The 18,651-nt window shown below is 72.5% G+C and carries 19 protein-coding genes; 7 read left to right on the top strand and 12 right to left on the bottom strand.

Annotated features, from left to right (window positions below; translation table 11 throughout):
* Positions 1 to 111: 111 nt before the first annotated feature.
* A complete protein-coding gene (locus HDA43_RS08495; RefSeq protein WP_179819191.1) occupies positions 112 to 825 on the top strand; it encodes a TetR family transcriptional regulator in 714 nt (237 codons plus the stop codon).
* On the opposite strand, the gene HDA43_RS08500 is transcribed toward HDA43_RS08495, so the two are convergent.
* From HDA43_RS08500 to HDA43_RS08525, 6 genes are all read right to left on the bottom strand, one after another.
* Positions 822 to 1,400 (bottom strand): YqgE/AlgH family protein, encoded by a 579-nt coding sequence (locus HDA43_RS08500; protein WP_179819192.1) that lies wholly within the window; start codon positions 1,398 to 1,400, stop codon positions 822 to 824. The genes HDA43_RS08495 and HDA43_RS08500 overlap by 4 nt on opposite strands.
* Positions 1,401 to 1,507: 107 nt before the next feature.
* Positions 1,508 to 2,920 carry an NAD-dependent malic enzyme gene (locus HDA43_RS08505; RefSeq protein ID WP_179822971.1) on the bottom strand — a complete coding sequence of 471 codons (1,413 nt, stop codon included), beginning with the start codon at positions 2,918 to 2,920 and terminating at the stop codon, positions 1,508 to 1,510.
* An 83-nt stretch (positions 2,921 to 3,003) separates the two neighbouring features.
* Positions 3,004 to 3,630: a cytidylate kinase-like family protein gene (locus HDA43_RS08510; RefSeq protein WP_179819193.1), complete on the bottom strand. Its 627-nt coding sequence runs from the start codon at positions 3,628 to 3,630 to the stop codon at positions 3,004 to 3,006.
* A gap of 159 nt (positions 3,631 to 3,789) precedes the next feature.
* Positions 3,790 to 4,725: a tetratricopeptide repeat protein gene (locus HDA43_RS08515; RefSeq protein WP_179819194.1), complete on the bottom strand. Its 936-nt coding sequence runs from the start codon at positions 4,723 to 4,725 to the stop codon at positions 3,790 to 3,792.
* Between the two features lie 116 nt (positions 4,726 to 4,841).
* A complete protein-coding gene (gene icmA / locus HDA43_RS08520) occupies positions 4,842 to 6,509 on the bottom strand; it encodes a coenzyme B12-dependent isobutyryl-CoA mutase large subunit (protein ID WP_179819195.1) in 1,668 nt (555 codons plus the stop codon).
* Between the two features lie 261 nt (positions 6,510 to 6,770).
* Complete coding sequence (locus tag HDA43_RS08525; RefSeq protein ID WP_179819196.1) at positions 6,771 to 7,304, bottom strand: MarR family winged helix-turn-helix transcriptional regulator; 534 nt, start codon at positions 7,302 to 7,304, stop codon at positions 6,771 to 6,773.
* Between the two features lie 340 nt (positions 7,305 to 7,644).
* Between HDA43_RS08525 and HDA43_RS08530 the strand changes: the two genes are divergently transcribed.
* Both HDA43_RS08530 and HDA43_RS08535 read left to right on the top strand, forming a co-directional pair.
* Positions 7,645 to 9,012: a hypothetical protein gene (locus tag HDA43_RS08530; RefSeq protein WP_179819197.1), complete on the top strand. Its 1,368-nt coding sequence runs from the start codon at positions 7,645 to 7,647 to the stop codon at positions 9,010 to 9,012.
* A gap of 112 nt (positions 9,013 to 9,124) precedes the next feature.
* Positions 9,125 to 9,799, top strand: a complete 675-nt coding sequence (locus tag HDA43_RS08535) for a DUF4230 domain-containing protein (RefSeq protein ID WP_179819198.1) — start codon at positions 9,125 to 9,127, stop codon at positions 9,797 to 9,799.
* Between the two features lie 115 nt (positions 9,800 to 9,914).
* On the opposite strand, the gene meaB is transcribed toward HDA43_RS08535, so the two are convergent.
* Together meaB and HDA43_RS08545 are read right to left on the bottom strand one after the other, a co-directional pair.
* Positions 9,915 to 10,895 (bottom strand): methylmalonyl Co-A mutase-associated GTPase MeaB, encoded by a 981-nt coding sequence (gene meaB, locus HDA43_RS08540; protein ID WP_179819199.1) that lies wholly within the window; start codon positions 10,893 to 10,895, stop codon positions 9,915 to 9,917.
* A gap of 1 nt (position 10,896) precedes the next feature.
* Positions 10,897 to 12,084 (bottom strand): acetyl-CoA C-acetyltransferase, encoded by a 1,188-nt coding sequence (locus tag HDA43_RS08545; RefSeq protein WP_179819200.1) that lies wholly within the window; start codon positions 12,082 to 12,084, stop codon positions 10,897 to 10,899.
* A gap of 84 nt (positions 12,085 to 12,168) precedes the next feature.
* Here HDA43_RS08545 and mce point away from each other — a divergent pair, with 84 nt between their 5' ends.
* Positions 12,169 to 12,612: a methylmalonyl-CoA epimerase gene (mce, locus tag HDA43_RS08550; protein ID WP_179822973.1), complete on the top strand. Its 444-nt coding sequence runs from the start codon at positions 12,169 to 12,171 to the stop codon at positions 12,610 to 12,612.
* A 357-nt stretch (positions 12,613 to 12,969) separates the two neighbouring features.
* Positions 12,970 to 14,265 (top strand): DivIVA domain-containing protein, encoded by a 1,296-nt coding sequence (locus HDA43_RS08555; RefSeq protein ID WP_179819201.1) that lies wholly within the window; start codon positions 12,970 to 12,972, stop codon positions 14,263 to 14,265.
* A 163-nt stretch (positions 14,266 to 14,428) separates the two neighbouring features.
* Here HDA43_RS08555 and HDA43_RS08560 read toward each other — a convergent pair whose 3' ends face one another.
* From HDA43_RS08560 to HDA43_RS08575, 4 genes are all read right to left on the bottom strand, one after another.
* Complete coding sequence (locus HDA43_RS08560) at positions 14,429 to 15,220, bottom strand: alpha/beta fold hydrolase (RefSeq protein ID WP_312873117.1); 792 nt, start codon at positions 15,218 to 15,220, stop codon at positions 14,429 to 14,431.
* Between the two features lie 171 nt (positions 15,221 to 15,391).
* On the bottom strand, positions 15,392 to 16,105 hold the full coding sequence (locus tag HDA43_RS08565) for an alpha/beta hydrolase (protein ID WP_179819203.1): 714 nt from the start codon (positions 16,103 to 16,105) through the stop codon (positions 15,392 to 15,394).
* A 114-nt stretch (positions 16,106 to 16,219) separates the two neighbouring features.
* Entirely contained in the window at positions 16,220 to 16,564 is a 345-nt protein-coding gene (locus tag HDA43_RS08570; RefSeq protein WP_179819204.1) for an Rv1322 family protein, read from the bottom strand.
* The gene (locus HDA43_RS08575; RefSeq protein ID WP_179819205.1) at positions 16,561 to 16,698 is read right to left on the bottom strand and encodes a hypothetical protein; all 138 of its coding nucleotides are present in this window, start codon (positions 16,696 to 16,698) and stop codon (positions 16,561 to 16,563) included. Before HDA43_RS08575 ends, HDA43_RS08570 begins: the two co-directional genes overlap by 4 nt.
* Positions 16,699 to 16,828: 130 nt before the next feature.
* Here HDA43_RS08575 and nucS point away from each other — a divergent pair, with 130 nt between their 5' ends.
* Both nucS and HDA43_RS08585 read left to right on the top strand, forming a co-directional pair.
* Positions 16,829 to 17,488, top strand: coding sequence for an endonuclease NucS (gene nucS, locus HDA43_RS08580; protein WP_179819206.1), 660 nt, complete (start codon positions 16,829 to 16,831; stop codon positions 17,486 to 17,488).
* 518 nt (positions 17,489 to 18,006) lie between these two features.
* A complete protein-coding gene (locus HDA43_RS08585; protein ID WP_179819207.1) occupies positions 18,007 to 18,597 on the top strand; it encodes a TetR/AcrR family transcriptional regulator in 591 nt (196 codons plus the stop codon).
* Positions 18,598 to 18,651: the final 54 nt, after the last annotated feature.

Raw genomic sequence — 18,651 nt, forward strand, 5'->3', positions numbered from 1 at the left:
GCGTCATAGAGGAGTAATTTATGGCAGACACTGACAACTGACAAACTATTTACTTTGTCACCCCATGACTTGTGGCACACTGTGAACACCACGTTTCGAAGAGGTGACATGATGAGCCGGCCCGGCCTGCGTGAGCGCAAGAAACAGAAGACGCGGCTGGCACTGATCGACGCGGCTCTCGACCTGTTCGCCGAGCAGGGATACGACGCCACGACCGTCGACCAGATCGCCGCCGCGGTGGACGTCTCCCCCCGCACCTTCTTCCGCTACTTCGCGACCAAGGAGGACGTCGCCCTCTCACTGGACGCCGACGGGCACGAGATCCTGCTCGCCGAGCTGGCCGCCAGGCCCGCGGAGGAGCCCCCGTTCACCGCGCTGGGCCGCGCGATGAACTCTATGATCACCATACTGGAGCAGGGCGACACCGCCGACCGGAGCAGGTTCCTCAAGGCACGCGAGCTGATCGAGGCCACTCCGGCGCTCTTCGCCGGCGGCGTGCGCATGATGATGCAGAACGAGCGGCTGCTGGTCGCCGAGATCGCCCGGCGCGAGGGCATGAGCCCCGACGACCTGCTCCCGCACTTCGTCGTCTCGCTGTTCACCTCTGCCATCCGGGTGGGTCTGGAGGCGTGCGGGTCGGGCGAGATCAACGACCTCTCCGACCTGACCCGGCACGTGGAGCGGGTGCTGGAGCTGGCCGAGCGCTCGCTGCGCCCCGGCTGGGACCGCCCCGCGCCCGGCGACGGTACGGCCTCCGGAGCGGGCCCCGGCTCCGGCTCCGGTGAGGGCACGGCCGGGGACGGCGGCGCCGGCCGTACGGGCTAGTTCATGGAGGGGTCGTCGGGGCAGGTCGCGACGTAGGCCAGCTCGCCCGGCTGGCGGCGCAGCACCGCCCGCCACAGCGAGCCGGGGTCGGGGTAGAACGTGTCGCCGGGTTCGGCGTCCACGACGTACCAGGCGCCCTCCCCGATCTCAGCCTCCAGCTGCCCGGCGGTCCACCCGGAGTATCCCGCGAAGATCCGCATCTGGGCGATCTCACCCGCGAGGATCTCCGGAGGGGCGTCGAGGTCGACCGTGCCCAGCCGCGACACCGCCGGGGTGCCGGCGTGCAGCCGCCGCCAGCCGAGCGGCTCCTGCCCGCTCGGGACCGCGGCCAGCGCCAGGGCGCTGTCGGTCTGCACGGGACCGCCCTGGAACAGCACGGACGGCCCGGTGACCATCGTGTCCCAGGTCGGCAGCACCTGCGTCACCGAGATGTCGCTCGGCCGGTTGAGCACGACGCCCAGGGTGCCGCCCTCGGCGTCGTGCTCCAGGATCAGGACGACGCTGCGCCGGAAGTTGGGGTCGTCGAGTTGCGGCGCGGCCACCAGCAGCCCACCGACGTAGATCGCTTCCGCCATACATCCATGATGAGGGGTACGGACCGCTTCGCGCCGCTCACCCCGGCCCGGATTCTCCGCGAACCGCCCGGGAATCGTCCCCCGGGCGGGGAGACCCTACGTCTCGGTCACGCCTCGGTCATGCCGCTGCGCGCCCGGCCGCCCGCCGACTCGCGCACGGCCGCCGCGACGGTGCCGGCCACGTCGGCGTGGAAGACGCTGGGGATGATGTAGTTCGGGCCCAGCTCCTCGTCGGTGACGACGGCGGCCAGCGCCTTGGCCGCCGCGAGCAGCATCTCCTCGCTGACCAGGTTGGCCTGGGCGTCGAGCAGGCCGCGGAAGACACCGGGGAAGGCCAGCACGTTGTTGATCTGGTTCGGGTAGTCGGAGCGGCCGGTGGCGACCACCGCGGCGTGCTCCCGGGCGTCGTCCGGGGAGATCTCGGGCTCGGGGTTGGCCAGCGCGAAGACCACCGCGTCGTCGGCCATCGTGGCGATGTCGTCGCCGTTGAGGATGCCCGGGGCGGAGACGCCGATGAACACGTCGGCGCCCTTGATCGCGCCACGCAGGTCGCCCGCGTAGCCCTCGGCGTTGGTGTGGTCGGCGATCCACCGCAGCGTGTCGTCCAGGTCGTCGCGACCGCCGTGCACCGCGCCGAGGTAGTCGCAGACGATCATGTTGCGCGCGCCCGCGGCCATCAGCAGGCGCAGCACCGCCGTACCCGCGGCGCCGGCGCCGGCGAGGGTGATGCGGACCTCGCCCAGCTCCTTGCCGACCACGCGCAGCGCGTTGGTGAGCGCGGCGAGCACGCAGATCGCGGTGCCGTGCTGGTCGTCGTGGAAGACCGGGATGTCCAGCAGCTCGCGCAGCCGCCGCTCCACCTCGAAGCAGCGCGGCGCGGAGATGTCCTCCAGGTTGATGCCGCCGAAGCCGGGGGCGATGAGCTGGACGGTGCGCACGATCTCGTCGATGTCCTGGGTGTCCAGGCAGATCGGCCAGGCGTCGATGTCGGCGAACCGCTTGAACAGCGCGGCCTTGCCCTCCATGACCGGCAGCGCGGCGGCCGGGCCGATGTTGCCCAGGCCCAGAACGGCCGAGCCGTCGGTGACGACGGCGACGCTGTTGCGCTTGATGGTGAGGCGGCGGGCGTCCTCGGGGTTGCGGGCGATGGCCATCGAGACCCGGGCGACGCCGGGGGTGTAGGCCATGGACAGCTCGTCACGGTTGCGCAGCGGCACCTTCGACTTCATCTCGATCTTGCCGCCGAGATGCATGAGGAAGGTGCGGTCGGAGACCTTGTGGATGACGACGCCCTCGACCTCGCCGAGGTTGTCGACGATCGCCTGTGCGTGCTCGGTGTCCCTCGCGGCGCAGGTCACGTCGATGCGCAGGGTCTCGTGGCCGGCCGTGGTCACGTCGAGCGCGGTGACCACACCCCCGGCGGACTCTACTGCGTGGGTGAGCTGACTGACGGCCTTGCCGCCTGCCGGCACCTCAAGGCGCACGGTGATGGAGTACGACACGCTCGGCACGGTGGCCACAGTCATCCGCTCCTTTGCGACTGACTTGCTACAAGGATGCATCCATCGTGCCATCACCTGACGAGTGAACGGGCCCACCTCGGTCAGCTCAGCGCGGTCGAAGCGGTCACAATGACCTCCACGCACGTGTCGACCGGGATGGTCGTGCTGTCGAGCACGAGGTGGTAAAGCGTCGCCGAGGCAGGGTCGGCGCGGTAGAAATGGCGGACGTAGGCGGTCCGCGCCCGGTCGGCGTCGCGCACCAGCCTGCGCGCCTCCTCCTCGGAGACTCCGGTCAGCGTCGCGGTCTGGAGGACCCTGCGTGCCACCGGGGCGTCCAGCCGCACGTGCAGCGCGCCGGGATGGTCGGCCAGGACGATCGCCGCGGCGCGGCCGAGGAACACCCCGCCCCGCTCGCGCGCCGTCCGCCTGATCACCCGCTCGGTGTGGGTGACGAAGTCCTCCGGGAGCGGCGTCGCCCCGGGGAGATAGACGTCGAGGCCGCCGAAGGTGACGGCTGGGAGCCGCATGACCCCCGACAGCAGCATGGACAGCCCGTGCTCGGCCCGGTCGTCGCGGGCCAGGGCCTCCTCCAGCGTGCAGCCGAGGACCTCGGCCACCTCGCCGGGGATCGCCCGGTCCACGAAGGGCACGCCCAGGCGCCCGGCCACCGCCGGACCGATCACGCTTCCGGCGGTGCCGTACGTCGCGGAGAGGGTGACGACCCGCATGACCGGTTGATGCCCCGTGGGAGCGCGTTCAGCATTCTCCGCGCCCGTCGCGTCGGCCGGTTCCCGGCGGCGCCCGCCGCACCGGGGGCGGAGCGTCCGGCGGCGCCTCGTCCGGGGCCCGGGGCGCCCGCCGGGTACCCCGGGAGTCCCCGGCGGCGCTCAGAAGAGGGCGCTGGCGAGGTTGCGGCGGGCCCGGGCGAGGGACGGGTCCTCGGCGGGCAGCGTGTCGAACAGCCCGAGCAGGTGCACCCGGGCCCGGTCCCGCTCCTCGCCGGAGGTGCGGCGCACCACCGCGACGAGCCGGTCGAAGGCGGCGTCCACCTCGCCGGAGAGCATCTCGAAGTCGGCGGCCAGCAGCTGGGCCTCGATGTCGGCGGGGTCGGCCAGGCGCCGCTGCACGTCGGCGGGGTCGACGTCCTGGGTCCGGCGGATCAGGCCGAGCCCGGCCAGGCCCAGCTTGGCGTCCACGTCGTTCGGGGAGCGGGCCAGCAGCCGCTCGTAGGCGGCCACGGCGCCGTCGAGGTCACCGGCGTCGATGGCCTGCTCGGCGGCGATGATCTCCGGCTCGGCCTGCGGCTCCGGGGCGGCCTGGTCGCCCTCGGGGGCGCCCTCCCCGGGCGGCGGGAGGTACTGGGCCAGGGCCTGCATGAGCTGCGCCAGCCAGTCGCGGAGCTGCTCCTCAGTGGCGATGCCGGGTGCGACCGCCACCGGCTGCCCCTGGAAGATCGCGTAGACGGCGGGGACGTTCTGCACCCGCAGGGCCTGCGCGATCTGCGGGCTGGTCTCCACGTCCACCCGGACGAGGACCCACCGGCCGGCGTTCTCGGCGGCCAGCTTGTCCAGCAGCAGGCTGTACTCCTTGGCCTGCTCGGCGCGGGTCACCGTGAGCTCCAGCAGCACGAGGCTGTTCATGGAGCGTTCGACGACCTCCGTCGCGAAGGTGGCGTCATCGGCGTGGATCACCTGCGCCGCGGTCCCGCCGCCCTCCCGGGCGGCGGCCTCGCGCTTGGCCTGCGCCTCCATGGCCTGCTTGCGCGCGCCGAGATCCACGGCACCGTACAGCGATCCGGGTCGTTTGAAGTCCGCTGGGCTCATGACTCCAATCCTGCCGTATCCCGTAGGCGGCGCAGAATCGCCACCCTGGGTTCGCCTCCCTCCGGGCCCGCTCCACGGCGGGCCCGGAGGGAGGCGGTGGCTCCCGGCGGGGGCCCTCAGAAGCGGGCGGGCTCGCTGTAGACGCCCCACACCCCGCGCAGGGCGTCGCAGATCTCACCCAGCGTGGCCTCGGCGCGGACCGCGTCCAGCATCGGCGGGATGAGGTTGCCCTCGCCCGCGGCGACCCGCGTCATCTCGGCCAGCGCCGCGTCGACGGCCTTCTGATCGCGGGCGGCGCGGCGGTCGGCGAGGACGCGGTTCTGCTCGCGCTCGACCTCGTGGCTGACCCGCAGGATCTCCAGCGGCTCCTCGACGGAGGAGGTGTGGCAGTTGACCCCGACGATCCGCTTGTCGCCCTTCTCCAGCTTGCGCTGGTAGTCGAAGGCGGCCTCGGCGATCTCGGTCATGAACCAGCCGTCCTCGATGCCGCGCAGGATGCCGGAGGTCATCGTCCCGTCGGAGCCCATGTCGCGGATCTTCTGGAAGATCGCCTCGGCCTCGGCCTCGATCCGGTCGGTGAGCGCCTCGACGTACCACGAGCCGCCGAGGGGGTCGGCGACGTTGACGACCTCGGTCTCCTCCATGATCACCTGCTGGGTGCGCAGCGCGATCTCGGCGGCCTTCTCCGAGGGCAGCGCGAGGACCTCGTCCAGGGCGTTGGTGTGCAGCGAGTTGGTGCCGCCGAGCACGGCCGCGAGCGCCTCGACGGCGGTGCGGACCACGTTGTTGTACGGCTGCTGCGCGGTGAGGGAGACCCCGGCGGTCTGGGTGTGGAAGCGCAGCCACTGGGCCTTGTCGGTCTTGGCGCCGTAGACGTCGCGCATCCAGCGCGCCCAGATCCGCCGCGCCGCCCGGAACTTGGCGATCTCCTCGAAGAAGTCGATGTGCGCGTCGAAGAAGAAGGACAGGCCGGGCCCGAAGACGTCGACGTCCAGGCCCCGCGACAGGCCGAGCTCCACGTAGCCGAACCCGTCCGCCAGGGTGAAGGCCAGCTCCTGCGCGGCCGTGGAGCCGGCCTCGCGGATGTGGTAGCCGGACACGCTGAGCGGCTTGTAGGCCGGGATCTCGGCGGCGCAGTACTCCATCAGGTCGCCGATCAGCCGCAGGTGCGGCTCGGGGGCGAACAGCCACTCCTTCTGGGCGATGTACTCCTTGAAGATGTCGGTCTGCAACGTGCCGTTCAGCCTGCCGACCGGCACACCCTGCCGCTCGGCGGCGACGACGTACATGCAGAAGATCGGCACGGCCGGGCCGCTGATCGTCATCGAGGTGGTGATGTCGCCGAGCGGGATGCCGTCGAAGAGCAGGTCCATGTCGAGCGCGGAGTCGATCGCCACGCCGCAGTGGCCCACCTCGCCGAGCGAGCGCGGGTCGTCGGAGTCGCGGCCCATCAGCGTCGGCATGTCGAAGGCGACGCTCAGCCCGCCGCCGCCCGCGGCGAGGATCATCTTGTAGCGCTCGTTGGTCTGCCGTGCGTTGCCGAACCCGGCGAACTGCCGGATGGTCCAGGTCTTGCCGCGGTAGCCGGTGGCGTGCAGGCCGCGGGTGAACGGGTACTCCCCCGGCCAGCCGATGCGCTCCATCCGCGGGTCGTCGTTCTGGGGCCCGTAGACGGGCTCCACCTCCAGCCCCGACAGGGTCCGGAACTCCGTCGGCCGCCTGGCCGTCCGGTAGAACCGCTCCTGCCAGCGCGCCCGTCCTGCCTCGATCTCCTCGGCGTTCATGCCCACTCCCTTGTACGGCTCGCGGCTCGTGTGCGGCTTGTGGCCTCGTGGCTCGTGGCCTCGTGGAGGACGTCGGCGGACCGCCGTTCGTGACGGGCTGGGCCCGGGACACCCCCTAGGAGAGATACTAGGACGTCCTAATAATTTCCGGTCAAGGCGCGGGGGAAGAAACGGGAGCCGTCCCGGGAAGACGCGGGTGCCTTCGCCGGGAAGGCGAGACCGCCGCCGGGAGGGCGCGGGGGCCGTACGGCCCGCCGGGACTCAGTCCGCGAAGTCGCCGGCCGCCACCCGCAGCGTGCGGAGCAGGCCGAACATCTCCTCCAGCTCGGCCTCGCCGTACATGGTCATGGCGAAGCCGTCGGCCATCAGGTCGGCGGTGGCCTCCTCGACGATCTCCCGGCCCCTGTCGGTGATCTCGGCCAGCACCCCCCGGCCGTCGCGCGGGTTGGGCATGCGCCGGACCAGCCCGGCACGCTCCAGCCGGTCGACGGTGTTGGTCACGCTCGTGGGGTGGACCATCAGGCGCTCGCCGATCTTCGACAGCGGCAGCGACCCGGTCCTGCTGAAGGTCAGCAGCACCAGCGCCTCGTAGCGGGCGAAGGTCAAGTCATGCGGTTTGAGTAGCGTGTCCAGTTGCGAGAGCAGGATCTGGTGCGCTCTCATGATCGATGTGACGGCGGCCATGGCCGAGGACGGCCCGAAGTGAACGCGCCACGTCCGGGCGGCTCGCTCGATGGGGTCGAACGGCAGATTCAGCTGACCTGTAGCCACAGAGCTACGGTAGCGCGAGCTCATCCCGGTTCGCCCGTATACGTAGAGTCACAAGATTGACCGCTTCACCAAGAACCCGGGCGCCAAACGTCACGCTCAGTTATGGTTCCCACATCGAATGGTGAGGGCGCGGCCAAAGTCGCGCCGTCTCAGTCCGGCTGCGGGGGATGCACGCCGGACCGGTTGCCGAGGGGACCGGCCACCGCACATTCACAGCACGGGGGGTGCTTGATGAACGACGATCCGATGGCGCTCGTGCGCCACGTGAGCTCATGGCCGGCCGACGCGGCGTGGATGCGTTCCACGCACGCCGGTGCGTGAGCACAGGGGCGTTTCACGCGAAGAACTCCAGCAGAGCGCGTTGGTGGCTGCCGCCGTCCTGCTCGTGCTGGGGCTGGCCGCGGCGTGGAGCGTCCTCATACCCGGCGTGGGAGCCTGGGAGAACACCGTGGTCGCCATGATCGGCTCGCTCCGCCTGACCGGGCCGGTGTCGGCGGCGTTCGCCGCCTGGGTGGCGGTGCGCAGGCGGCGCGAGAGCGGCAGATGGCTGCCGACCACCTGGCGCGCGGTGCGCACGCCGCTGGCGGTGGCGGCGGTGCCGGCCGTGGCGTTCGCCGCGACGGCGCTGGTGCTCGCCGTCCGGACGATCCTCGGCGAGCAGTCCGGACGGCTGCCGCCCAGCGGCCTGCTCATGGGGATGGCCGGGCTGGCGCTGTACGTCGCCATCGGCTGGGTGACCGGGTGGCTGCTGCCCTGGACGATCACCCCGGTGATCGCCGGGCTCGGCTGCTACGGCCTGTTCGCCTGGCTCGCCCGGAGCGGGACCTGGGCCGACCGGCTCGCCCCGGCCACGCGCGAGCCGTACGACCCCTTCCAGGGGCTGAGCACGGCGGCGTTCGCCGACCAGACGTTCTGGCTGCTGGGCATCAGCGCGGTGCTGCTGCTCGGCTGGGCCGCGGTCGTGACGCGCCAGTCGCTCGCGCTGGCCGGCGCGCTGCTCGCCGTGCTCGCCGCGGCGGCCGGGATGGCCCGGCTGCTCAACGAGCCGCGGACGGTCACCGCGCAGCGGGTGGTCTACAGCTGCGAGGAGTGGCCGATCATGGTCTGCGTGCACCCGGGGATGCGCGACGGGCTGCCCGAGCTGGGCTCGGCGTTCGTCAGGATCGCCTCCCGGCTGGCCGGGACGCCCGGGGAGTTCTCCCGGCTGGAGCAGCGCCCGCGGCGCGAGGACGCCCCGCTGCCGCCGGGCTCGGTGCCGATCCACGTGGACGACCTGTCCAGCGGGTTCGCCGACCAGGCGGCCGCCGAGTTCGTCGAGAGCCTGGCCCCGCGCTGCGCCGGCACCACCGCCCAGGGGTACCGCGACATCGTGGTCGCGTGGCTGGCCGGCCGGCCGCTGCCCGGCGGGCCGCTGGCCGAGCACCAGTACGCCGCCGCGTGGTTCGCGGGCCTCACCGACACCCAGCGGCGCGACTGGCTGCGGACGCACTACGACCGGTTCGCCGGGTGCGGGCTGCAGAGCGGCGACTTCGGCGGGCAGGTCCCGCAGGTCGCGCAGCCGGCCGCGCCGGTCCCTGGCGGATACCCGGCGTCCACCGGGCCGGCTCCCCAGGCGTCCGCCCTCTACGGGACGCCGGGCGGGGCGCCCACCGCGGCGGGCGCCCCGCCCCTCCCCCGGACGGCCCCGGCCGCCTCGGCCCGCCGGTCCGCGCCGACCATGCCGGCCCGCTGAAGCGCGCCGGCGGACCGCCGGGCGGCTCCCGACCCGGCGCCCGGGACGGTCTCCGGGGGCACGGCCGGGCCGGCGGACGTGAGAAGGACCCCGTGGGGGGAAGGAGATCGTCGTGAACGCTTCTCCACAGGCACCCCCCGGGGCGTCCCCGCCACGTCGCGGGCGCGGCCTACGCCTTCTCGCCGGGGTCGTCGTCACGCTGGCCATCGTCGCCGGAGCGGCCTGGCTGGTCTGGTCACGGCTGAACCCGTTCGGCGAGAACTCGATCGACCGCAGCCAGCCCGCGCTGCTGCAGTCGATCCATGACCTCAGCCGCTTCGAGGCGGCCACCGGCAACTTCCAGATCATCGTCGACCTGGAGAAGGACGCCGCTTTCCTGCCCGATGCCGTCAAGGGCTCCCGGACCCTCTTCGTGGGCGCCGGCGGCGTCGACGCCTACGTCGACTTCGGCGGACTGTCCTCCGGCGCGCTGACCGTCTCGCCCGACCGCAAGGAGGTGACGGTGAAGCTGCCGCACGCGCAGCTGGAGAAGCCCAACCTCGACAACGGGCGGTCCTACGTCTACGCCCAGCAGCGCGGCCTGTTCGACCGGGTCCAGGACTTCCTGTCGTCCTCCCCGGCCGACCAGCGCGAGCTCTACCAGCTGGCCGAGAAGAAGATCGCCGAGGCCGCGCAGGCCAGCGACCTGCGCGACCGGGCCGACCAGAACACCAAGGCCATGCTCCAGGGCATGCTGGGCGGCCTGGGCTTCGAGAAGGTCACCGTCACGGTGGACGGCCGGCCGTAGGCTCCGCCCGCCGGTCACGGGACGGCGGGCCGTACGGCGTGCGGCCCGTCGTCCGGCCGCCGGCACCGCGCGCCCGGGGCGAACCCGGCGCCGGGCCGTACGGCCCGGCGCGGAGTCAGCCGGCGGCGTCCATCAGCTCGTCGGCGGCGGTGTAGGGGTCGAGACCGCCCGCCACGACACGCTCGGCGAGGGCGTCGAGCCGCCGGTCGCCGTGCAGGTGGGCGAAGCGGGTACGGAGTGCCGCGACCGCGATGGACTCGATCTCGTCGCGGGCCCTGACCCGGCGCCTGCGGCCGAGCTCGCCCGACTCCTCCAGATACGTCAGGTGGGCGTCGAGGGCGGCGACGACGTCCTCGGCGCCCTCGCCGCGGGAGGCCACGGTCGTCACGATCGGCGGCCGCCAGGGCCCCTCGATCTGGGCGGTCATGTTGCGCAGCTCGCGCACGACCGCCTGGGCGCCGTCGCGGTCGGCCTTGTTCACCACGAACACGTCGGCGACCTCCAGGATGCCCGCCTTGGCGGCCTGGACGCCGTCGCCCATGCCCGGGGCGAGCAGCACGACGGTGGTGTCGGCCAGCGAGGCGATGTCCACCTCGGCCTGGCCGACCCCGACGGTCTCGACGAGGACGACCTCGCACCCGGCGGCGTCCAGGACCCGCAGCGCCTGCGGCGTCGCCCAGGACAGGCCGCCCAGGTGGCCCCGGCTGGCCATCGACCGGATGAAGACCTCCGGGTCGGTGGCGTGGTCCTGCATGCGCACCCGGTCGCCGAGCAGCGCTCCGCCGGTGAACGGCGAGGACGGGTCCACGGCGAGCACGCCGACCCGCCTGCCGAGCTTGCGGAACGCCTGGACCAGCATCCCGGTCGAGGTGGACTTGCCCACGCCCGGGGAGCCGGTCAGCCCGATGACGCGGGCCCGGCTGGGCCGGGCCGCGCAGAGCTCGGCGGTGACCTCCCGCAGCAGCGGCGAGCCGTTCTCCACCAGGGAGATCAGCCGCGCGACCGCCCGGGGCCGGCCCTGCCGCGCCTGCGCGACCAGTTCGGAGACCTCCGTGGGCAGCGGGTCACGCCGCGCCGCGGGGCTGGACGTCTCCATGTCAGGCCGAGGGGACGCGGATGATCAGGGCGTCGCCCTGACCGCCGCCGCCGCACAGGCCGGCCGCGCCGGTCCCGCCGCCCCGGCGCTTCAGCTCGTGGGCGAGGGTCAGGACGATGCGGGCGCCGGACGCGCCGATCGGGTGGCCGATGGCGATGCCGCCGCCGTTGACGTTGACCTTCTCCAGCGGGACGCCGAGCTCCTTGACCGACTGCAGGACGACCTGGGCGAACGCCTCGTTGATCTCCAGCAGGTCGAGGTCGCCGGTGGTGATGCCCTCCTTGGCGAGGGCGTGCTTGATGGCGTTGGCCGGCTGCGACTGCAGCGAATTGTCCGGGCCGGCGACGTTGCCGTGCGCGCCGATCTCGGCCAGCCAGTCGAGGCCCAGCTCCTCGGCCTTGGCCTTCGACATCACGACGACCGCGCAGGCGCCGTCGGAGATCTGCGAGGCGGAGCCGGCGGTGATGGTGCCGTCCGGGACGAACGACGGGCGCAGCCGCGACAGGACCTCGACGGTGGTGTCACCGCGCACGCCCTCGTCGGCGGAGAACAGCACCGGGTCGCCCTTGCGCTGCGGGACCGGCACCGGGACGATCTCGTCGTCGAGCGTGCCGTTCTTGATCGCGGCGGCGGCGAGCTGGTGGGAGCGGGCGGAGTAGTCGTCCTGCTCCTCGCGGGTCAGGCCCAGGCGGACGTTGTGCCGCTCGGTGGACTCGCCCATCGCGATCTGGTCGTAGGCGTCGGTCAGGCCGTCATAGGCCATCGAGTCGACGATGGTGGCGTCGCCGTACTTGACGCCCCGGCGCAGGCCGCGCATCAGGTGCGGGGCGTTCGACATGGACTCCATGCCGCCGGCGACCACGATGTCGAACTCGCCGGCCCGGATGAGCTGGTCGGCCAGGGCGATGGCGTCCAGGCCGGACAGGCAGACCTTGTTGATGGTCAGCGACGGCACGGTCATCGGGATCCCGGCCAGGACGGCCGCCTGGCGGGAGGGGATCTGCCCCGCCCCGGCCTGCAGGACCTGACCCATGATCACGTACTGCACGGTCTCGGGGGCGACGCCGGCGCGCTCCAGCGCGGCCTTGATGGCGATGCCGCCGAGTTCGGCGGCGGTGAGGCCGGACAGCGAGCCGAGCAGCCGTCCGATGGGGGTGCGAGCTCCGGCGACGATGACGGAACCAGACATGAGCAGGGGCCTCCTGGCGAGTCTCCGAACGACTTTGCCACCATACCCATGAGTACCCGACCGATCGCCATGGAGGCCGTCCATATGTTCATGCGCATCGACCATGTGGGTATCGCCTGCCACGACCTGGAGGAGAAGATCGCGTTCTTCGAGCGCACCTTCGACCTCAGGGTGGTCGCGCGCGAGACCAACGAGGAGCAGGGCGTCAAGGAGGCGATGCTGCACATCGCCGACGGTGAGGGCGGCGGCTCCTACATCCAGCTCCTGGAGCCCCTCGGCCCCGACACCCCGGTCGGAAAGTTCCTCGCCAAGCGCGGGGAGGGGGTGCACCACGTGGCGTTCGGGGTGCCGGACGTGGCGGAGGCGATGCGGGAGATCGGCGGCAGGGGCGTCCGGGTGCTGGACGCCGAGCCCCGGCACGGCACGCTGGGGTCGTCGATCGCCTTCCTCCACCCCAAGGACATGGGCGGGGTGCTGACCGAGCTGGTGCAGGCCCCGGACACCGGCGACGCGGCGCCCGGACACTGACCGCGCGGTGACCGGACACTGACGACGCGGCGCCCGGGCACTGACCGCGCGGTGACCGGACGCCGGCGCGCCCGCCGGTCGTCGTCGACGCGCCGGCCGATCTTCGTCGACTCGGCCGACGGACGCGGTCGACGCCCTTCCGACCGGCGTCAACGTGGCGGCCGGGTGCCGCGTCACATACAGGAAGGGTTCATACGTAACAAGTCACGCAGAAAGTCAGAGGGGACCGCCAACGCGGCAACTCCAGAGTACGCTGGCCTATCACCGGACGTGGGTCCCGCCACGGCCCCCACCTTGGGTGTCCGAATCCTTCGTCCGCCCCGTGTAGCCGTCTCGACAACCCAGGATCGAGCCTCCATGCAGTCCGACATCGACGCCCAGCTCAACAACTTCTTTGAAGACACCCCCGCTCGGGAATTCGACGTGGTGCTCCGTGGCTATGACCGGCACCAGGTCCATGATCATCTAAAGCAGGTGGACGCCGAGCTGCGCCAGTCCAGGGAGCAGGTGCAGGGCCTGCAGCGCGACCTGGCCGACTCCCAGCGCCAGCTGCAGGAGCAGGAGCGCCCCACTTACTCCGGCCTGGGCGCGCGGATCGAGCAGCTGCTCCGGCTCGCCGAGGAGCAGGCCACCGAGCTGGTCCAGGCCGCCCGCTCCGAGGCCAACGAGATCAGGGCCGCGGCCAAGGTCGAGGCCGCCGACGTGCGCGCCGCCGCGGAGAACGAGGCGGCCGAGAAGCGTGCCCTGGCCACGCGCGAGGCCGACGAGATGCGCACCACCGCCGAGCGCGAGGCCGAGGAGATCCGCTCGACCGCCCGCCGCGAGGCCGACGAGTTGACCTCCACCACCGAGCGCGAGGTGGCCAAGCTGCGCGCCACCGCCGACCACGAGGTGGCCGAGAAGCGCGCCGACGCCGAGCGTGAGATCGCCAAGCTGCGCACCACCACCGAGCGCGAGGTCGCCCAGCTGCGGGCCTCGACCAAGCGCGAGCGTGACGAGATCCTCACCACCGCCAAGCGCCAGGCCGACGAGATGCGCGCCCAGGCCCAGCGGATCCTGGAGGAGTCGGAGGCCAAGCGCGCCCAGGACGAGGCCGAGTTCGAGATCCAGCTCGCCGCCCGGCGCGAGGAGGCCGAGCGCCAGGAGGCCGAGCGCCACGCCACCGCGCAGGCCAACACCCAGCGGATGGTCTCCGAGGCCGAGCAGCGCGCCGCCACCGCCGAGCAGCGGGCCACCAAGGCCACCCAGCAGGCCGAGCAGACCCGCCGCGACGCCGACACCCACGCCAAGCAGCTGCTCGCCAACGCGCGCAAGAACGCCGACCAGCTCGTGGCCGAGGCGAAGACGAACGCCGAGACGATCGTCTCCGAGGCCAAGACCGAGGCCGAGCGGAGCCGTTCGGTCGCCCAGCGCCAGGTCGACGAGCTGACCCGGCAGCGCGACAGCATCACCAGCCACCTCGCGCAGCTGCGCCAGCTGCTTGGCGGCGCGCCGCTCCCGGCCGCCGACCCGGAGCCGGCGATCGCCCCGGCCCCGGCCAAGCCGGCCATCTCCGCCCCGGCCGAGACCCCGGCCGCGGCGCCTGCCCCGGCTCCGGCTCCGGCGTCCAGGACCGAGACCAAGGACGACGACGCCGAGTGGTGGCAGGAGTAGGGGGACGCTGATCGGGAGGCGTTGAGACGGCTGATCCGAGGAGCCCGGCGATCCGTGTGGATCGCCGGGCTCCTCTTCGTCTTCCGGGGTCCCCGCGTCCCCGGTCCTCGCGCTCCCGCCCGGTCACCGTCCCCGGGTCCGTGTTCCCGGGACCGGTTCGCGCTCAGCCGCCGAGCTGCGCCCGCCCCGCCAGCTCGGCGATGAAGCCCGCCAGCGCGCGGTTGAACGCCTCCGGCTGCTCGACCGCGCTCAGGTGACCGGCCTTCTCGATCACGGCCAGCCGTCCGTCGGGCACCGCCTCGACCATCGCCTCGGCGTCGCCCCGCGGGGTGAGGCCGTCCTCCTCCCCCACCAGCACCAGCGCGGGCACCTTGAGCCCGCGCAGGGTGTCGAAGGAGTCGGGGCGGGCCGCCATGGCCCGCTGGGCCCACGCCACCGCCCGCGGCGGGGCCGACTGGACCAGCCCGCGCACCCTGCCGTACACCATCGCCCGGCGCTCGGCGGTGGTCCGCCCGACCAGCGGCGGGAGGACCTCCTCCAGGAGTACGGCGGAGCCGTCCTCGACCACGGCGGCGGCGATGCGCTCGCGGTTCGCCCGGGCCTGGTCGGGGTCGGCGCTCGCCTTGGTGTCGGCGAGGACGACCCCCATCAGCCGGTCGGGGTGACGGCGGCACAGGGCCATCGTCACGTAGCCGCCCATGGACAGCCCCCCGACGACGGCCCGATCGACGCCCTCGCGGTCGAGCGTCCGCGCGACGTCATCGGCCATCACGTCGAGGGAGGGCTCCTCGTCGCCGAGCACCGAACCGCCGAAGCCGCGCAGGTCGGGGGTGATGACCTTGCAGAGTGCGGACAGGCCCTCGCGCTGGGCCAGCCACATGGCAGAGGACAGGGGGAACGCATGCAGCAGGACGACCGGAACTCCTTCGCCCGCCGACCGGGTGTACAGATGCACAGATCCACGGTAGTCGCGCGTTCCGGATCTGACATCCCTTGACGCGCGAAGCGGCATGGCCGGGATCGCCGCGCCGGCCCGTATCGGCGCTGCCGGCCGTCCGGGCGGCCGCGCCGCCCCGTGTCCCGGGGCGGGCCGCACCGGCCGGGCGACCACGCCGGCCGGGCCGGGCTACGACTCGGGGATCTCGGTGGGCAGGGGGTGCGCGGCCGGGTTCACCCGCCGGACGATCTCGTTGAGGACGATCCGTACGTACGGCTCGCCGACCCACAGGTGCTTGGCGCCGTCCACCCCGACGACCTCGGCCTGGGGCACCCGGGCGAAACGCTCGCGGGCCTCGGCCGGCCGCAGGTAGTCGTCGAACTCGGGGACCAGCGCGGTCAGCGGCCGGCCGAACTCCGCCCAGCCGTCGAGGTCGGCGTCGGTGGCCCGGTGCAGCGGCGGGGAGAGGAGGATCGCCCCCTCCACCAGCGGGTCGCGGCCCCACTTCAGCGCCAGCTCGGTGCCGAAGGACCAGCCCACCAGCCAGGCCCGGGGCAGGTCGTGGAACTCGGCGTACTCCAGCGCGGCGGCGACGTCGAGGCGCTCGTCCTCACCGTTGCCGAAGGCCCCCTGGGAGGTGCCCCGGTCGGAGGTGGTGCCGCGCGTGTTGAACCGCAGCACGGCGAGGTCCGCCAGCGCGGGCAGCCGGTTGGCCGCCTTCTTGAGGACGTGGCTGTCCATCATGCCGCCGTGCGTGGGCAGCGGGTGCAGGCAGACCAGCGTGGCGGCCGGGGGCCGGTCCGCCGGGAGGGCCAGCTCTCCGACGAGCGTCAGCCCGTCGGCGGTGACCAGCTCGATCGGCTCCCTGCGCGCGGGCAGCACCGTGGAGGCCCGGATCTCCATGTGTTCCTCACTTCGTGACGTCGTGTCGTGGCCGGCGCCGGCGGGCACGGAACCGTACGGTCGCCGTCGGCGCCCTTCGGCGCCGGGACCGTACGGCGGCCCTCCGGCAGCCTTTCAGTATCTGGTCCGGCCCGGCCCGCGCCTGGTCCGGTGGCGCCAGCACGCGGTGTGCCAGTGCCTGCGCTCGTCCTCCCCGCCGGTCCAGGCGGGCCAGCTCACCAGGTGCGGCAGGCCGGACCTGATCTCCTGGTCGCAGCCTGGGCAGCGGTAGGTCTTGTCCGCCCCGGCTCCGGTGACCCGCCGTACGTGCCAGTCGCCGTCCGGCCACTCCTCGACCTGGTCGACACCGGCGACGAACATCCCCACGGGGCGGGAGGACGGCGGCCGACCGGAGCCTCCGCGCCCGCCGCGTCCGTCGCGGGCGAAGGGGTCCTTGCGGCGGGACCGGCGGGGGCTCATGGCAGGTCGCGGGTGCTCCGCGCCCCGGCCGTGACGAGGCGGCCGGGCGGCGGCGCGGGGGCGAGGACCTCGGCGGCCACGGCGCTCGTCGCGCCGGGGGCGGCCGCTCCGGCCCGGTCGAAGCTGCGCGTCATGCCGACCAGTCTCCCAGAGGTCTCCCGCTCTCCCCAAAACCACCCCAAAACCAGCTCAACGTCGGTGCAGGTCACCGGATCCGCGGGCTCGGCCACCGGCACCGGTGTTCCGGCGGTAAGGTTGGCCCCCATGCGGCTGGTCATCGCGCGATGCAGTGTGGATTACGTCGGGAAGCTCACCGCTCATCTTCCGATGGCACCGAGGCTCATCCTCATCAAGGCGGACGGCAGTGTGTCCGTGCACGCCGACGACAGGGCGTTCAAACCGCTCAACTGGATGAACCCGCCGTGCCGGCTCCGCGAGGAGGAGGGCACCTGGACGGTGACCCACGGCAAGAGCGGCGAGAAGCTCGTCCTCACCATGGAGGAGATCCTCCACGACTCCACCCACGAGCTGGGCGTCGATCCGGGCCTGATCAAGGACGGTGTCGAGGCCCACCTGCAGGAGCTGCTGGCCGAGCACATCACCACGCTCGGCGCGGGCTGGACGCTGGTCCGCCGTGAGTACATGACGGCGATCGGGCCGGTGGACATCCTGTGCCGCGACCACGAGGGCGCGACCGTGGCCGTGGAGCTCAAGCGCCGCGCGGGCATCGACGCCGTGGAGCAGCTGACGCGCTACCTGGAGCTGATGAACCGCGACCCGCTGCTCGCCCCCGTCGCCGGCGTCCTGGCGGCCCAGGCCATCGCGCCGCAGGCCAGGACGCTCGCCGAGGACCGCGGCATCCGCTGCGTCACCCTCGACTACGACGCGCTGCGGGGCATCGAGCGCACCGACACGCTGTTCTGAACGGCTCCCCGCCCTCCGGGCGTCCTCCGGGCCGGGAGGCGCGGCGCGTCCCGGGGTGGACAGAAGGGGGTGACGAGTGGGTCCGGCGCTCTTCCGTCACCCTCCCGCCGCCGACCGCTTTCCGGGAGTCCCGGGGCCGGCGGCTTTCGGGGGGTCACGGAACCGGCCGGTTTTCCAGAGTCACGGAACCGGCGGTTTCCCGGGAGCCACAAGGCCGTACGGCTTTTCGGACCGCCCCGAACCCCATTTACGGAACTCCGTATGACCACCCAGAATGAAAAACCTCCCCACTTTCTCCATCCCGGCCTCCCGGAGCGTTTGACCGGCCGGTCAGATCCCTGACCTTCTTACATGGACGCCAGAACATGTGACGTTCTGACTCTTCCAGAAAAACGGATCTTGCACCCATAATGGTGGATTCTGGGGCCATAATTTTGGGGTGGAAGTGATAAAGCGATGATTTGTCAAGCTCACGACAACGCCGGGAGCTTGACGTGAATGGACGGCCCTATCGGGGAATGTCATCCGAGGAGCGGCTGGCGGACCGCCGGGAACGCCTGATGGCCGCGGCGTACACGCTCTACTGCGATCCCGGTTTCCCGGAGACGACGATCGAGCGGCTGTGCGCCGCCGCGCGCATCTCGAACCGTGCCTTCTACGAGTGCTTCTCCGGACGCGACGAGCTGATGGAGGCCGTACACGACCGGTGCGTGCAGGAGTCGCTGGCGTCGGTGGCGAAGTCCGTCGCGCAGGCCCCCGACTCGCTGCTCGAACGGATCAGGGCGGGCATCGGCGGATACATCGGTTTCGTCACCGAGGACAGGCGGCGGGCCCGCCTCATGCATCTGGAGGTACGGCGGGCCGGCGGCTGCCTCACCAAGGCACGCGAGCAGGCCCTGGCGGGCTTCTTCGAGGCCGTAGAGATCATCGGTCCCGGTGACCCCGCCCTGGCGGGCCCGGCCGGGATCGACCGGCGGCTGCTGGCCCTCGGGGTCATCGGAGCCATCCAGGAGCTGCTCACCGAATGGGTGCTGGCCGACGACCCGCCCGAGGTGGACCACCTGATCGACGCCGCCGTGCACGTCTTCCACCGGTCCTTCGTGGCATGAGGGGGGCGCACCGCCCGGTGGCGCCGCGGGAGCCGGGATCGTTTCCCGGAGGTC

It is taken from the genome of Streptosporangium sandarakinum (assembly GCF_013409935.1).
Taxonomy (GTDB): domain Bacteria; phylum Actinomycetota; class Actinomycetes; order Streptosporangiales; family Streptosporangiaceae; genus Streptosporangium; species Streptosporangium nondiastaticum.